The organism is Sphingobacterium sp. CZ-2 (assembly GCF_004526235.1).
In the GTDB taxonomy this organism is placed as follows: domain Bacteria; phylum Bacteroidota; class Bacteroidia; order Sphingobacteriales; family Sphingobacteriaceae; genus Sphingobacterium; species Sphingobacterium tenebrionis.
Window position 1 is genome coordinate 1,953,989 of the sequence record NZ_CP038159.1, and the last position, 14,990, is coordinate 1,968,978.

Here is a 14,990-nt window from a genome sequence, read left to right on the forward strand (position 1 = left end):
GTTATTAATAATGTTTCTGATTAATCTATCTTTAGGTTATGGGCAAAATGTAAGGATGGAATTGGACCTTGCAAAACTTAAAGTTGGTAGTCATTCATTATTACATACTGGCTACCAATATACCAGAGGTTTGATAGCTACTAATAAGGTATTAGCTTTATCTGAATACAGTTATTTTCATGATGAATTTCTAACATCTGATTTACCAGTGGGTCTTTTAAGGCTATCAGTAGAACAAGAGAGTAAAATATATCCAAAAATTCAGTTATCAACAGAATCAACTGCTTTAACTGATGAGAATTCAAGTACGCAACTGAAAAATGGTAATTTTAATATTCGATACGAAATATTAAATTTAAAACAATATGCATTGACTGCTGCAACTTACCATACGATAATACAATTGAAAGCTAAAACTGAGGCGCTTTCTACTAAAGTCAGGCCGAGTCCAATCCGTTTTGACCTTGTGATTCCTAAAGTTCTTGAGCCAAATTATGTGAATAGAGAAATAAAACTTCCAATTGATCAAATTTCCTATTATAGAAGTGGTTTTTTATTTGAAGTACCATTTACGACATCAATCTTCCATTCTATGCCAATAGTTGCTGATTTTAATTCTATAAACCCAAGTTTTGATTATACATTCTCTTCTGGATCAAGCTATTATGAAAATAAAAATGTTGAAGTATCTAAACTTCAAATCCATGGGGGAACAATGGTTAATAATACTTATTCTGATCTTAGTACAGGAACAAAAAGGTTATGGGCAATATCAGATGTACCAATAGGTAACAGTAGCTTAATTTATTACGGATTCAAAATTAATGAAGATTATCTTCAATCATCTTTTTTACAGCCAGGAACTTATAAAACACAAATAAATATTCAAATTAAGGATGAAACAGATGTAAATATCAATCAGAATCAAACAATGGATGTACAAATTGAAATTCCAGAAATGACTGAATTTCAATTGGGTACGAGTTCTGTAAGTCTTGAATTGAATTCTGCAGAGAATTATCTTCATGGTGTTCATAAGGACTATGCAGGACATGTACTTATAAGTAAAAATGCTCCGTTTCAAGTTACTGTCAGATCTAATCTTAGCAGTTTGTATTTTAATGACTCAGAAATCCCCGTTAGTAATATTTCTATTGGCCCTTCCTCTGAAGATTCGAGAATTAATCAAATTGCTGAATTAAGTGTTGAACCACAAGTTTTAATTCATTCTGGGCAAGGCATCATCGATGGCTCCTACAATATCCGTTACTCCATTCGCCCTACAGCCGCCCATCAGCTCATCCATGTAGAAAAAGGGCGGTATACAGGCCTTATTACCTACTCCATTACAGCCCTCTAGCACTGTATAATAATATTATTACAGAATCGTATCCCTTTTTTCGCTAATTTTCAGTTCGTTTTATTTAGCAATAAACCCTTATTCGCACTAAAGTGCATGTACTGAATGAAAAAGAGATCCATTATCTTGATAGGAATTGCGATAGCAATTGTTGTAGGCTTGATTGTTTATCGTGTGATAAGCAATAAGGAGAAAGAGGAAAAGCAAAGTGGTCCTGGAGGTCCAAGGGCGGCTTCTAAAGTTTATGGAAAAGTGATACAGGGTCAGCCATTTTCTGATTTCCTTTCCTTGTCGGGTTCTATTGAAGCCGACGAACAGATCGAGATCCATTCGGAGATTTCTGGTCTGGTGGAGTCCATCAATTTTTCGGAAGGTGGTAGGGTTGGACAGGGGCAGACGCTGCTGAAGATCAACGACGCCGAATTGCAGGCCCAATTGGCGCAGGCGCAGACCCGCAATAACCTGGCGGGTGAAAATGAACGCCGAGCAAAATTATTGTTGGAGAAAGAGGCGATAAGCCAGGAAGAATATGATATTGCAAGTGCAGATTTTCGTACGGCACAGTCACAGATCCAATTAATAAGAGCGCAATTAAGCAAGACCATAATTAAGGCGCCATTTTCGGGAACGATCGGTCTTCGTAATATTTCCAAAGGAAGTTATATCACGCCGACCACCAATGTGGCACAGTTGGTGAACACCAATCGGGTAAAGATTTCCTTTTCCATTCCGGAAAAATATGCCAACAAAGTACGGGTGAACAATCAGATCAAGTTTTCTGTTCAAGGAGTAGAAGGCGAGTTTACTGCCAAGATCTATGCAACAGAACCATCTGTTGAACTGAATACCCGGACCTTATTGGTAAAAGCGGTCACACCAAATCCCAATGCTAAACTGATGCCAGGTACCTTTGCGAATATCATTTTTCCGTTGGAAACGGTAGAGGATGGCCTATTGGTCCCAGCAGAAGCATTAATCCCGATTCAGAATGGGAAGAAGATTTTTGTGATGAGAAACGGTAAAGCAAAAGAGGTTATGGTGGAGACGGGCGCACGTACGGATGAGGACGTGTTGATCACATCGGGATTGGTAGCTGGGGATACCGTGCTGACATCAGGGGTGATGTCTTTGCGTGATGGTGCAGCAGTGAAAGTCACACTTCGTTAATAAGCGAATAAAAATGAGTTTATCTACCTTAAGTATAAAACGTCCGGTTCTGACGATTGTGATGAACCTAGTCTTGATCCTGTTCGGGATCATTGGCTATACCTTTTTAGGGATCCGGGAATTCCCTTCCATTGACCCGGCGCAGATTTCCGTAAGGACTAATTATGCCGGAGCGAATGCCGATATTATCGAATCCCAGATTACAGAGCCTTTGGAAAAGGCCATTAATTCCATCGATGGTATCCGGAATATTTCGTCCTCCAGTAACCAAGGGTCCAGTAACATCAGTATTGAATTTAACTTGGACAAAAACCTGGAAGAGGCAGCCAATGATGTTCGGGATAAGGTTTCCCAAGCATTACGCAGCTTGCCTCAGGATATCGATGCCCCGCCGGTAGTTTCCAAAGCGGATGCCGATTCGGAGCCCATTATCACCATGACCATTCAGAGCGCCACGAAAAACGTATTGGAGCTATCGGATTATGCGGAGAATGTTATTGCACAGCGATTGCAGACCATTCCCGGTGTAAGTTCAGTTCAAATATGGGGGCAGAAAAAATATGCCATGCGCTTGTGGATCGATCCGGTAAAACTGGCTTCCTATGGCTTGACGGTTATGGATGTACGGAATGCGCTGAACACACAGAATGTAGAGCTTCCTTCGGGAAAGCTGACCGGAGCAAATACGGAACTCGCCATTAAGACTTTAGGGAATCTGGCAACAGAAGAGGAATTCAGCAATATCATCATCCGTTCGGACAACAACCGGATCATCCGGTTTTCGGATGTAGGTAAAGCCGCGCTAGAGGCGGAGAATTTTGAAACCAAAATGTCGGATTCAGGTTTTCCGATGGTGAGTTTGGCCATCATTCCACAGCCAGGAACGAATTACCTGGACATCGCAGACCAATTCCACAAGGAATATGAAAAGTTAGAGAATGAACTGCCTGAGGGGTTTGAAACCAATATTGCCATCGATAATACCCTTTTTGTTAAAAAGGCGGTGCTGGAGGTAGTGGAGACCTTAGGGATTGCGATTGTCCTGGTGGTACTGATTATTTACCTATTCTTTAGAAACTGGTCCATTGCATTCCGACCTTTGATCGATATACCCGTTTCTTTGATCGCTACTTTCTTTATCATGTACCTCTGCGGGTTTTCCATCAATGTATTGACCTTGTTGGCTATCGTACTGGCAACGGGATTGGTGGTGGATGATGGTATTGTAGTTACGGAGAATATTTTCAAGAAGGTGGAAGAGGGGATGTCGCCCATAGAAGCGGCCATCAAAGGTTCCAATGAGATTTTCTTTGCAGTTATCTCCATTTCTGTTACCCTAGCTGCGGTTTTCCTGCCGGTAATCTTCCTCGAAGGGTTCGTGGGAAGGCTTTTCCGAGAATTTGGGGTCGTCATCGGGGCGGCGGTATTGATCTCGGCCTTTGTTTCCCTGACCTTAACGCCGATGTTGAATGCCTATTTAATGAAAGGTGGCGAGCAGAAACATTCCAAGTTCTATATCCGAACGGAGAAGTATTTCGAGATGATGAACAAGGATTATGCAAGTGGACTGAAAAGTTTCCTGAAATATAAATGGTTGAGTTTTGCGACGATTATCCTTTGTTTTGGTTTGATCTATCTTTTCTATCAATTATTACCAAAGGAGACTGCTCCTTATGATGACCGTAGTTATATCAGTTTACGGGCAACGGCACCTGAAGGGGTTTCCTACGATTATATGGATCGTTTTATGACGGATCTCACGATGTTGATCAATGATTCGGTGCCTGAAAAGAAAGTGAGCTTAGTGATCACTTCTCCAGGATTCGGTTCTGCGTCTTCCAATAGTGGATTTGTTCGGTTGGGATTGGTTCAGCCAGATGAACGGGAGAGATCGCAAGCTGAAATCGCCGATCATCTTTCGAAATTGACCAGGCAATATTCTGAGGCCAGGGTGGCAGTTTCCCAACAACCCACCATTTCGGTGAACCGACGTGGGGGTATGCCTATTCAATATATTATCCAGGCCCCTAATTTCCAGAAATTGGAAGAAAAGATTCCTTTATTTATGGAAGAATTGGCAAACGATAAGACGTTTTCCATTACTGACGTGAACCTGAAGTTTAATAAGCCGGAGATCTACGTTACGATTGATCGGGAAAAGGCAGAATCTATGGGCGTATCGGTATTGGATGTGGCACAGACCTTACAGATGTCTCTTTCCGGCCAGCGCTTTGGATATTTCATGATGAATGGAAAGCAGTATCAGGTGATGGGACAATTTGATCGGAAGGATCGTTCTACACCAATGGATCTGGCATCTATCTATGCGAAGAATGGTCAAGGAGAATTGATACAGTTGGATAATATTGTAGAAATCGAGGAGCGGAGTAGTCCGCCGCAATTGTACCATAACAACCGTTACATGTCGGCTACGGTTTCTGCGGGACTTGCTCCAGGTAAAAGTATGGGCGACGGTATTGAAGCAATGGAAGCTATTAAGGAAAAGGTGTTGGATGATACCTTTACCACGGACTTGGGGGGTGAATCCCGAGATTTCGTGGAAAGTGGATCGAATACCATGTTTGCGTTCGGATTAGCTGTTCTTTTGATCTTCTTGATCTTGGCAGCACAATTTGAAAGTTTTATCGACCCGATCATCATCATCATCACGGTTCCGATGGCTGTTGCAGGGGCTATGTTCTCGCTGTGGTTATTTGGCCAATCCTGGAATATCTTCAGTCAGATCGGTACGATCATGTTGATTGGTCTGGTAACCAAGAACGGTATTCTGATCGTTGAATTTGCCAATCAGTTGCGGGAAGAAGGAATGGAAAAATACGAAGCAGTGGTAACCGCTTCGGAAGCCAGGTTGAGGCCTATTTTAATGACTTCCTTGGCCATTGCTTTGGGGGCATTGCCTATTGCGATGTCTTTAGGTGCGGCATCCACCAGTAGGATCGGTATGGGGGTTGTGATTGTAGGTGGAACCATGTTTGCCTTGGTATTGACCTTATTTGTCATTCCTGCCTTTTATTTAATGATGTCCAGAAAGAAACATAAGAATCCAGAATTGGAGCAAATTGAAGAATAACATGAAGAATTTAGGGATCATATGGTTATTGATGTTGGCTTGTTCGGGTTCTCAAGCTCAGGGGCTATTAACGGTGCAAGAGGCCGTGGAAATAGCCTTGGAGAATAATTATGAAATCAAGCTTTCCAGTAATGATTTAAGGATTGCCGAGGAAAATGTGACCTACGGTAATGCAGGTATGCTACCAAATGTGACGGGAAATTTCTCCCAGAGCAATAGTGTGCAGAACTCCAGGCAGACGCAGTCCAATGGAGATGAACGTTCTTTAAGGAATGCCAAAAACAACAGTATGTCGGTCGGGGTGAGTGTAGGATGGACGATTTTTGATGGTTTTGGTATGTTCTCTCGTTATGACCAATTGAAGGAATTGCGGAAACAAGGGGAGTTTGAATTGAAAAAAACGGTATTGACGACGGTTTCCGATGTAATCTCTACCTATTATACCATAGTGGAACAGCAGAATTTGTTGTTGGCCATTGATTCCAGTATCAATATCTCGAAGGAAAGGTTGAAAACAGCAGAAAACAGGTTTTCGATCGGAAAAGCCTCTCGCTTAGAAGTGCTTAATGTGCAGGTGAATTTGAACGAAGATGAATCTAGCCGGTTGCGGCAGGCCGATGTAGTCAAGAATCTGAAGATCAATCTGAACAGTTTAATGGCAAGGGAGCTGAGTATTGATTTTGATGTGGAAAGGGATGTGGAATATGACGATACCCTCATTTTCGAAGATTTATTGCAGAAAGCTAGGGCGCATAACCCGGATCTGCAGATCATAGCAGTGAACAAACGGATGGCCGAACTGGAAGTGAAACGGGTTAGGGCAGGGCGATATCCAGTAGTACGTTTGACCACTGGGTATAACCTTTCGGAATCCGAATCCAGCTTGGGATTCGTTTCCAGTTCCAATTCGCGTGGATTGAATTATGGTGTTACGGCATCGATTAACCTGTTCGATGGCTTTAACCAACGGAGGAATGAAAGAAATGCCAAGATAATATTAGAAAGTGCGGACCTATTAATCCAACAACAGGATCTAATGGTTAGAACAGCGATATCTACCGCCTTTCAGACGTACCAAACCAACTTGTCTTTGGCACGTTTAGAAGATAACAATGCGGCTATAGCCCGTCAGAATTTGAATATCACCCTCGAAAAATATAGGATCGGAACAATCAGCGCAGTGGAGTTCAGGGATGCCCAGGAGAACTTCATCAATGCGATATCTCGATTTAATTCCGCTCGTTTACAAGCTAAATTATCAGAGTTGCAATTGAAGGAAATTATAGGGAACATCGATCTTTAGGTAATTGTCTCAAGAAAATGACAGTAAAGCAATCGGTTGTGTAAATTGAACAAACGTTTGCATTTCCAAATCATTTTTGAATTACTGAAAAACGTATTATACTTGTATTAGGGGTTTGATTATCAAGCTCCTCAACCAAATTATGAAATTCAATAATTTGATAGTTTTCAAAATTCGACTGTTTAGTTTGTTTTAAAATAGGTGATTTATTGGGGGGCTATTAGTCCCCCATAATTTTGTAACTTAGTTTCTTTATTTATTATATACTATGAATAACAACCGTAGAGATTTTTTGAAGAAGGCAGGTTTATTGTCGTCAGCGGCAATTGCATTACCTTCATTAAATAACCAAGTTTTTGCAGCTCCAAACTTTAACATGGCAGGATTTGCTGCTCCAAAAATTGATAAAGTAAAAGTTGCTATCATTGGATTAGGAATGCGTGGTCCTGGTGCCGTTGATCGTATTTCTTACATCGAAGGTGCAGAGATTGTTGCTTTATGCGATAAGCATGCTGACCGTGTAACGAAAGCACAGACCATCCTGACCAAAAAAGGATTAAAAGAAGCTAAAGCGTATTCTGGCGAAGATGGCTGGAAAACCATGCTAAAGAATGAAGATTTAGACCTAGTATATATCTGTACACCTTGGGAGTACCATGCGCCAATGGCGATCGAAGCTATGAAATCAGGTGCTCATGCGGCTACTGAAGTTCCGATCGGATTGACCATTAGCGAAATCTGGGAAGTTGTGAAAACATCAGAAGCTACCAAAAAGCACTGTATGATGTTGGAGAACTGTTGTTATGATTTCTTCGAAATGTTGACTTTGAATATGGCCCGTCAGGGAATGTTCGGGGAGTTGGTACATGCGGAAGGCGCTTATATCCACGATCTATTGGATCTGAACTTCAACAAGAACGGGTATGACAATATGTGGAGATTGCGTGAGAACATCAAGATGAATGGTAACCTGTACCCAACACATGGTATTGGCCCGATCGCACAATGTTTGAACATCAACACCGGTGATAGAATGACGCATTTAGTGGCTATGCAATCCAATGATTTCCAAATGGCTGATAAGGCTAGGGAATTGGCTGCTAAGGATTCTTTCTACCAAGAATTTGTGGGCAAGAAATACAGAGGAAACATGGACGTTACGTTGATCAAGACGGAGAAAGGTAAAACCATGATGATCCAACATGATGTAACTTCGCCAAGACCTTATTCCCGTATTCACTTATTGAGTGGTACCAAAGGTTTTGCACAGAAGTATCCGCAAGAAGGAATTGCTTTTGGTCATAGCTACATCAAACCAGAAGAATTGAAAGGTCTATATGACAAATACACACCAGAATTGGTGAAGTTCATTGGTGAACAAGCGAAGCAAGTTGGTGGTCATGGTGGTATGGACTTCATGATGGACTGGCGTATGATCGACTGTTTGCGTAATGGTTTGCCATTGGATCAGTCGGTATATGATGGTGCATCTTGGAGTGCTGTAGTTCCTTTGAGCGTACAGTCTGTTGCTAAAAACAGTCGTACAGTAGAGGTTCCTGACTTTACAAGAGGTAACTGGAAAACCAACAAGCCACACGACATGACCTTGAATGGTGGTGGAAACACGAAAATCCGTGCGAAAGTAAACGGAAAGAACATTCAATTGGACGTGTAACGAATACGTATAATTTAAAATAATCCCCTTATAAGAGGTTGCTTTCTTTGGATAGCAACCTTTTTTTTGTTATCATCGTTCTATCATGAAGAAAATCAACCTATTGATCCTTCTGGCTTGTGCTCTACAGGCTTGTGAGTCAACGAATAAAAAACAAGATTCCAATTCTTTATTGCCTTCAGATTCTGCGGCGGTATGCCATAATGGAAGTATTCCTTCTCGTTTTGCTTCTTTGGTGAACCAGGGCGATTCCTTGCAGCGTATTCAAGGTAAGGATGAAGTGGAAATGGTTTATATACCAGGAGGTTTGTTTCGGATGGGTTCTGATGCTTTTGAAGATGCTAAGCCTATTCATGAGGTGAGGGTTTCGCCATTTTATATGGATGCGCATGAGGTGACTAATGCGCAGTATGCGGCTTTTGTAAAGGCGACGGGTTATGTGACGGTTGCTGAGCGCCCATTGGATCCTAAGGAGTTTCCGGGGGTTGATCCGGCTATGTTGGTGCCAGGATCGGCTGTTTTTGCTGCGCCGGCTAATGTGGAAGGCTTGCAGAACCATCTGCAGTGGTGGAGGTATGTGCCTGATGCGAATTGGCGGCAACCGGAGGGTCTTGGGAGTTCTATTGTAGGAAAAGAAAACCATCCGGTTACTCAGTTGGCATATCAGGATGCAGAAGCCTATGCGAAATGGGCTGGTAAGCGTTTGCCTACGGAGGCGGAATGGGAGTTTGCGGCGAAAGCTGGTAAGCATATGAATGAAACCTATTATTGGGGGAACGAGAAATTAGAGGATGGGAAATGGTTGGCGAATATTTATCAGGGCAAGTTTCCATTGAAGAATATGAAGGAGGATGGGTATGAAACGACAGCTCCTGTAAAATCTTATCCGGCAAATGCTTATGGGTTGTATGATATGGAGGGGAATGTATGGGAATGGTGTTCGGATTTCTATCGACCGGATTATTATGGGGAGAGTGCTAAGGATAATCCAAAGGGACCTAAGGACTCTTATGATCCGCAGGAGCCTGGGGCAGTGAAGAGGGTGCAGCGCGGTGGTTCTTTTTTATGTAATGATGAGTATTGTGAAAGGTATAAGGCGGGGAGTAGGGGGAAAGGGGAAGTGAATTCGCCGACTAATAATGTAGGGTTTAGGTGTGTTGTTGATATTTAGGTGTGTTGTTGCCTAGGTACGCTCTCCGTCATCGCGAGAAACTCTTGCGTCATTGCGTTCTCGTCGTCATTGCGAGGAGGTACGACGAAGCAATCTTTAGATTAGTGTCATCCTGAGCAGCGTCGAAGGATCTATACGGGTACCAAATTTAGATGCTTCGACTTCGCTCAGCATGACATGGGGGAAGATTGCTTCGTTCCTCGCAATGACGTGGGGTGCTTCGTTCCTCGCAATGACGTGGGGATAAAAATTGCTTCGTTCTTCGCAATGGCGCGGGGTTATAATGCGGGTTATTTCATAGAATTTTTCAATAGCAAATCTGACAAGGAGGGCACTCGCCCTCCTTTTTATTTTTATTTACTTTCTTTTTTATACCACAACATTAATCAATCATAATTTTTATTAATTCCTACACCTAATATTATCTTTATTAAAAATATTAATGAATTGAAATGTATTAATTTTTCAAAAAATATTTGTGTAATTAAAATTAAATTTGAATATTTAATTAATGATTAATAACATGGTAGTTATTTAGCAGCTTACGCGCCAGTGTAAGCCCCAATTAACAAACAACAAACTAATTAAACGTATGAAACAAAAAATTTTACTCTTTTGTTTGCTCATCTGGATGATGATGGGACAAGCGTATGCACAAAGTCGACAAGTAACTGGAACAGTTACTTCAGCAAGCGATTCCAAACCTTTGGCAGGTGTTTCAGTTTTAGTATCTGGAACAACTTTAGGCACCCAAACCAATCAAGATGGACAGTTCACCATCACCGTTCCAAATTCACAAGCGAAATTATTATTTTCTTATGTAGGCTATCAGGATCAATCTGCCCAAGTTGGTTCAAGAACGGTTATCAATATTTCTCTCCTTGCTGTTGGGGAGGTGTTGGATGAGGTAGTTGTAACAGGATATTTGGTACAACGAAAACAAAGTTTTACTGGATCATCGGCAAATATTGCTGGAGATAAAGTTGCTAATCGGCCTTTACAGAGTTTTAGTCAAGGTTTGACAGGACAAGCATCTGGTGTGAATATTATTCAACCTTCAGGGGTGCTGAACAACCCTCCTGTAGTTCGGGTTCGGGGTCTAAGTTCCCTTTCCTTAAGTTCATTTCCGTTGGTCGTAGTGGATGGAATTCCGATCTCCACAGGAGACGTATCTTCCAACTCTTCGGCGAATAACCCGCTAGGAGATATCAATCCTGAAGATATTGCTTCGATCAATATTTTAAAGGATGCAGCTTCTACGGCGATTTATGGTTCGAGAGCTGCAGCCGGGGTTTTAGTGATTACGACAAAACGCGGAAAAACAGGCGATGCCAAGTTCAGCTATGATGGCTGGATGGGTTCTTCCCAAGCGGTCAGATTACCTGAGCTCCTTAATGCAGAACAATATGTAACCCACAAAAACAAAGCTATAGCTAATGCAAGAGCCTTGAATCCGAGATTACCTCAGGGGTCTTTTCCTCAGGCAGGAGGCTTTTTCCTAGACACCTTGGAAGACGGCCGTATTGTGGAAACCAACTGGGCGGATTTAGTTTATCAAAATGGAATATCCCATAACCATAATTTAAGTGTTACTGGCGGAACCGAAAAGACAAGTTATTATTTTTCAGGCAACATGTCGGATCAACGCGGGATCTTGGTCAAGAACAATTTTAAAAGAAAGGCAATTAGAGCGAATATAGATCATCGGTTGTCCGATAGATTTAAATTTGGCGGATCTTTTAGTTACACGAACAGTCATAACCAGTCACCCAATTCAGGATCAGTTCCTGGTGCAGCATTCAATACTTCTGGGCTTGGTCGGATTGCCATTGTTCAAGCACCGAATGTTTCCCCTTATTTACCAGATGGTGGTTATAGTGTTACCGGTAATTCTATTGGAAAAGGTAAGAATGTCCTTGCTCCAAATTATCCAAACCCTATGCCGATCATTGACTTGGATAAAAACACATCGGAAACCAATCGTTTATTTGCCAATGCAAATTTTGAGGCCAATATAATTGAAGGGTTAAAATTCTCTTCTAGTTATACTTGGGACTTGAGGAATACCGGAAACCAGACTTTTTGGAATCCTATAAATGGAGATGGGTTCAGTTACCAAGGTTTTGCATCGAATAATACGGCTAAGGCTAATAACTGGATTTTCATGAATAACCTGGTGTATTCAAAATCCATTAATGATCATAATTTCGTGCTTTTGGTTGGTCATGAATCTCAATTGAACCGGGTGGAAACTTGGGGTGGTACAAGAACAGCTCTCACCGATCGATTCTTTAACCAATTTCAAGGAGGGTATAAAAATAACCTACCAAGTGGAAACGGGATTGGAGAACAGGCCTTTGAGTCGTACCTAAGTTCTTTGAATTATGATTTTGCTGGGAAATATTTCATCACCGCAAATATTCGTAGAGATGGTAATTCGGCTTTATCAGCGGCCAATCGTTGGGGTAATTTTGGAGGTGCATCCTTAGGCTGGACCATTTCAAAAGAAAATTTCTTTGAATCCTCGGTATTGGGTGAGTTGTTCAATTCCATGCGTTTTAAAGGAAGTTGGGGGCGTGTTGGTAATGGAAATCTAACAAACTGGTATGCCACCAATAATCTATATACAGCGGGTGTTTATGGGCAAGATGGTATTGTGGCTTTCGCACAAGCGGGCTTAAAGGACCTGAAGTGGGAATCAAGCAGCCAAACCAATATTGGATTGGATTTTACCATGTTGGATAATCGATTGACGGCAGAAGTGAACTGGTTCAACAAGGATATCGATAATATGATTTTGGCTGTTCCACAAACGTTGTCAAAAGGTATCCCTGGCAGTTCTATTCTGATGAACGTGGGTAGTATGTATAATAAAGGATGGGAATTTTCTCTGAATTTTCAAGCTATACGAAGAGAAAATTTTAAATGGAATACAAATGTGAATTTTGCAACCAATGAAAATATGGTGACAAAACTTTACGATGGTAGACCGATAATTGCCAGTACGGCTACGTTGGAAACAACAAGTATAACGGAAGAAGGAAAGTCTGCGGCGCAAATTTATGCCGTTCCTACCGCAGGGGTAAACCCGGAAAATGGACGAAGGATCTTCATCAATAAAGAAGGTGAAAAGGTTCAATTTCAACCTTCAGCACCTGGGGCTGCATATACCTATTTGGACGGTAGAACAGCTCCTACAGCTGCAGATCAGGCGGTGGCCATGGGAAATACCTTGCCAACATGGTATGGGGGTTTCAACAATGATTTCCAATTCCGCAATTTCGATGTACAGTTGAATTTCACCTACTCGGGAGGGAACTATATTTACAATGGAACAAGAGCGGGCTTATTGGATCAACGGATCTGGAATAACTCCACTGAAATTTTGGAATCTTGGACGCCAGAAAATAAAAATGCTAAAATTCCATTGGCCATCTACAATGATAATGTTTCCAATGGATCTTCTTATGCCATTGGGGCCAATGTAGAAAAAGGAGATTTTTTAAGGCTTCAGACGGCCACAGTTGGCTATCGAGTACCATCGGATTTCTTGCAACGTGCGCAGATTTCTTCTGTTCGGTTTTATGTTTCTGTGCATAATGCCTTCTTACTTACAAAATATACCGGTGTGGATCCAGAAATTTCCTCGAATGGTAACAGTAACCTCAGTTCTGGTGTAGAGCGGAACTCGATTCCGAACGGTCGGACTTTTACATTTGGGATTAATCTAGGGCTATAAATTATCAAGACATGAAAAAAATGAAATCAACAACAAAAATATTAGCAAGATTCCTGTTTTTAGCCGTTTATTTAATGGTTAATTCCTGTGGGAAGGATTTTCTTGACCGAGCTTCAGAAACGGAGATTCCGGAGGATCAAATCAGTGCAGAAGCTACCAGGATTGAAGGGCAAGTAAATGGTCTATATGCATCGTTGAAAAGTGGTGCTTTATATGGAGGACGGTATCTGATTTATAACGACATCCGAGGCGATGAGTTTTTAAACAGAGCCCAAAATGGGGGGGTAACCGGTTTTACGGTTTATTTGTTTACTAATGATCCTGCGGACAGTTACGTAGGTGGTTTTTGGGTAGCAGGATATCTAACCATCAATCGGGTTAATATTTTCCTGGATGAAATGGCCAAATTAGGTCCTAATATTATTACGGACGCCAAAAAGAAGGAATATATTGCGGAAGCGAAATTTGTGAGGGCAATGGCCTATTATGCATTGGTGCAATTGTTTGCTAAGCCATACGTTGCTGATAATGGTGCATCAAAAGGTATTCCTCTGCGTTTGAAACCTGAAAAAACGACAGAAAATAATGCGATACAACGTTCAACAGTAAAAGCAATTTATGATCAAATCCTAAAGGATCTGAACGAATCGGAGATCGATGTCCCAATGAGTCACTCCAATGGTTATAGGACTTCGACAAGAGCACATAAAAACACGGTAATCGCCTTCAAAACACGTATCTATTTAGCGATGAAGAATTTTCCTAAGGTAATTGAAGAGGGAAATAAATTAGTAACCGCTACTGCTCCTTTTAAAACAAAAACTGGTACTCATCAGGAACTACTTGGACGAGTAGCGACGGTTTATGCAGATCGGATCAGTGCCGAACGAATTTTGAGTTTCCCATTTGAATTAACCAACGTCCCAGGTACACAAAATCAATTATCCTATTATTATAATATCGGAAACTTGGAATATCATATTAATACTTCAGGTACCGGTATTTATAATAATCCGAATTGGCCAGCTACGGATGCTAGAAAAAGAGATCTGACGGATTTGTATGCCAACACCTTTCGATATCTAACGAAATTTACAGATGTGGAAACTTACTTGGATTGGGTTCCGGCCATCCGTTATGCTGAAGTATTGTTAAATCTAGCCGAGGCTGAAGCAGAAGAAGGGGATGAGACGCGAGCATTGGCTTTATTAAAAGCGATTAGACATCGTTCGGATGCGAATTATGTATTCCCAACATTTGACAGTAGGGCTAAATTGGTAGAAGCTATTTTATTGGAAAGAAGGATAGAGTTGTTAGGAGAAGGTTTCCGAATCCCAGATTTACAACGGAGAAATATGCCTATCGTTTCTGTTGGTGCAGCAAAAAGCATCCTACCAACGGATCCGGAATATATTTTTCCAATTCCTTTGCGTGAAATTATTGATAATCCAGATATCAACAAATAATAGAGAAGTTTTTATTGA

Annotated in this window: 8 protein-coding genes; all 8 read left to right on the top strand. The window is 41.4% G+C overall.

Translation table 11 applies throughout. The features are described 5' to 3' along the window. The first annotated feature begins 10 nt into the window (after positions 1-10). The 8 genes from E3D81_RS08690 to E3D81_RS08725 all read left to right on the top strand — a co-directional run bounded on the left by E3D81_RS08690 (position 11) and on the right by E3D81_RS08725 (position 14,972). A complete protein-coding gene (locus E3D81_RS08690) occupies positions 11-1,360 on the top strand; it encodes a hypothetical protein (protein ID WP_134777154.1) in 1,350 nt (449 codons plus the stop codon). Between the two features lie 105 nt (positions 1,361-1,465). After that, positions 1,466-2,527: an efflux RND transporter periplasmic adaptor subunit gene (locus E3D81_RS08695; RefSeq protein ID WP_134777155.1), complete on the top strand. Its 1,062-nt coding sequence runs from the start codon at positions 1,466-1,468 to the stop codon at positions 2,525-2,527. A 13-nt stretch (positions 2,528-2,540) separates the two neighbouring features. Further along, positions 2,541-5,618: an efflux RND transporter permease subunit gene (locus E3D81_RS08700; protein ID WP_134777156.1), complete on the top strand. Its 3,078-nt coding sequence runs from the start codon at positions 2,541-2,543 to the stop codon at positions 5,616-5,618. Position 5,619: 1 nt separating this feature from the next. Beyond that, positions 5,620-6,921, top strand: coding sequence for a TolC family protein (locus tag E3D81_RS08705; RefSeq protein ID WP_134777157.1), 1,302 nt, complete (start codon positions 5,620-5,622; stop codon positions 6,919-6,921). A gap of 268 nt (positions 6,922-7,189) precedes the next feature. After that, positions 7,190-8,596, top strand: coding sequence for a Gfo/Idh/MocA family protein (locus tag E3D81_RS08710; protein ID WP_099365539.1), 1,407 nt, complete (start codon positions 7,190-7,192; stop codon positions 8,594-8,596). 85 nt (positions 8,597-8,681) lie between these two features. Next, positions 8,682-9,767 (top strand): formylglycine-generating enzyme family protein, encoded by a 1,086-nt coding sequence (locus E3D81_RS08715; protein WP_134777158.1) that lies wholly within the window; start codon positions 8,682-8,684, stop codon positions 9,765-9,767. A gap of 592 nt (positions 9,768-10,359) precedes the next feature. Next, positions 10,360-13,506 carry a SusC/RagA family TonB-linked outer membrane protein gene (locus tag E3D81_RS08720; RefSeq protein WP_134777159.1) on the top strand — a complete coding sequence of 1,049 codons (3,147 nt, stop codon included), beginning with the start codon at positions 10,360-10,362 and terminating at the stop codon, positions 13,504-13,506. 20 nt (positions 13,507-13,526) lie between these two features. After that, on the top strand, positions 13,527-14,972 hold the full coding sequence (locus E3D81_RS08725; RefSeq protein ID WP_245153178.1) for a RagB/SusD family nutrient uptake outer membrane protein: 1,446 nt from the start codon (positions 13,527-13,529) through the stop codon (positions 14,970-14,972). Positions 14,973-14,990: the final 18 nt, after the last annotated feature.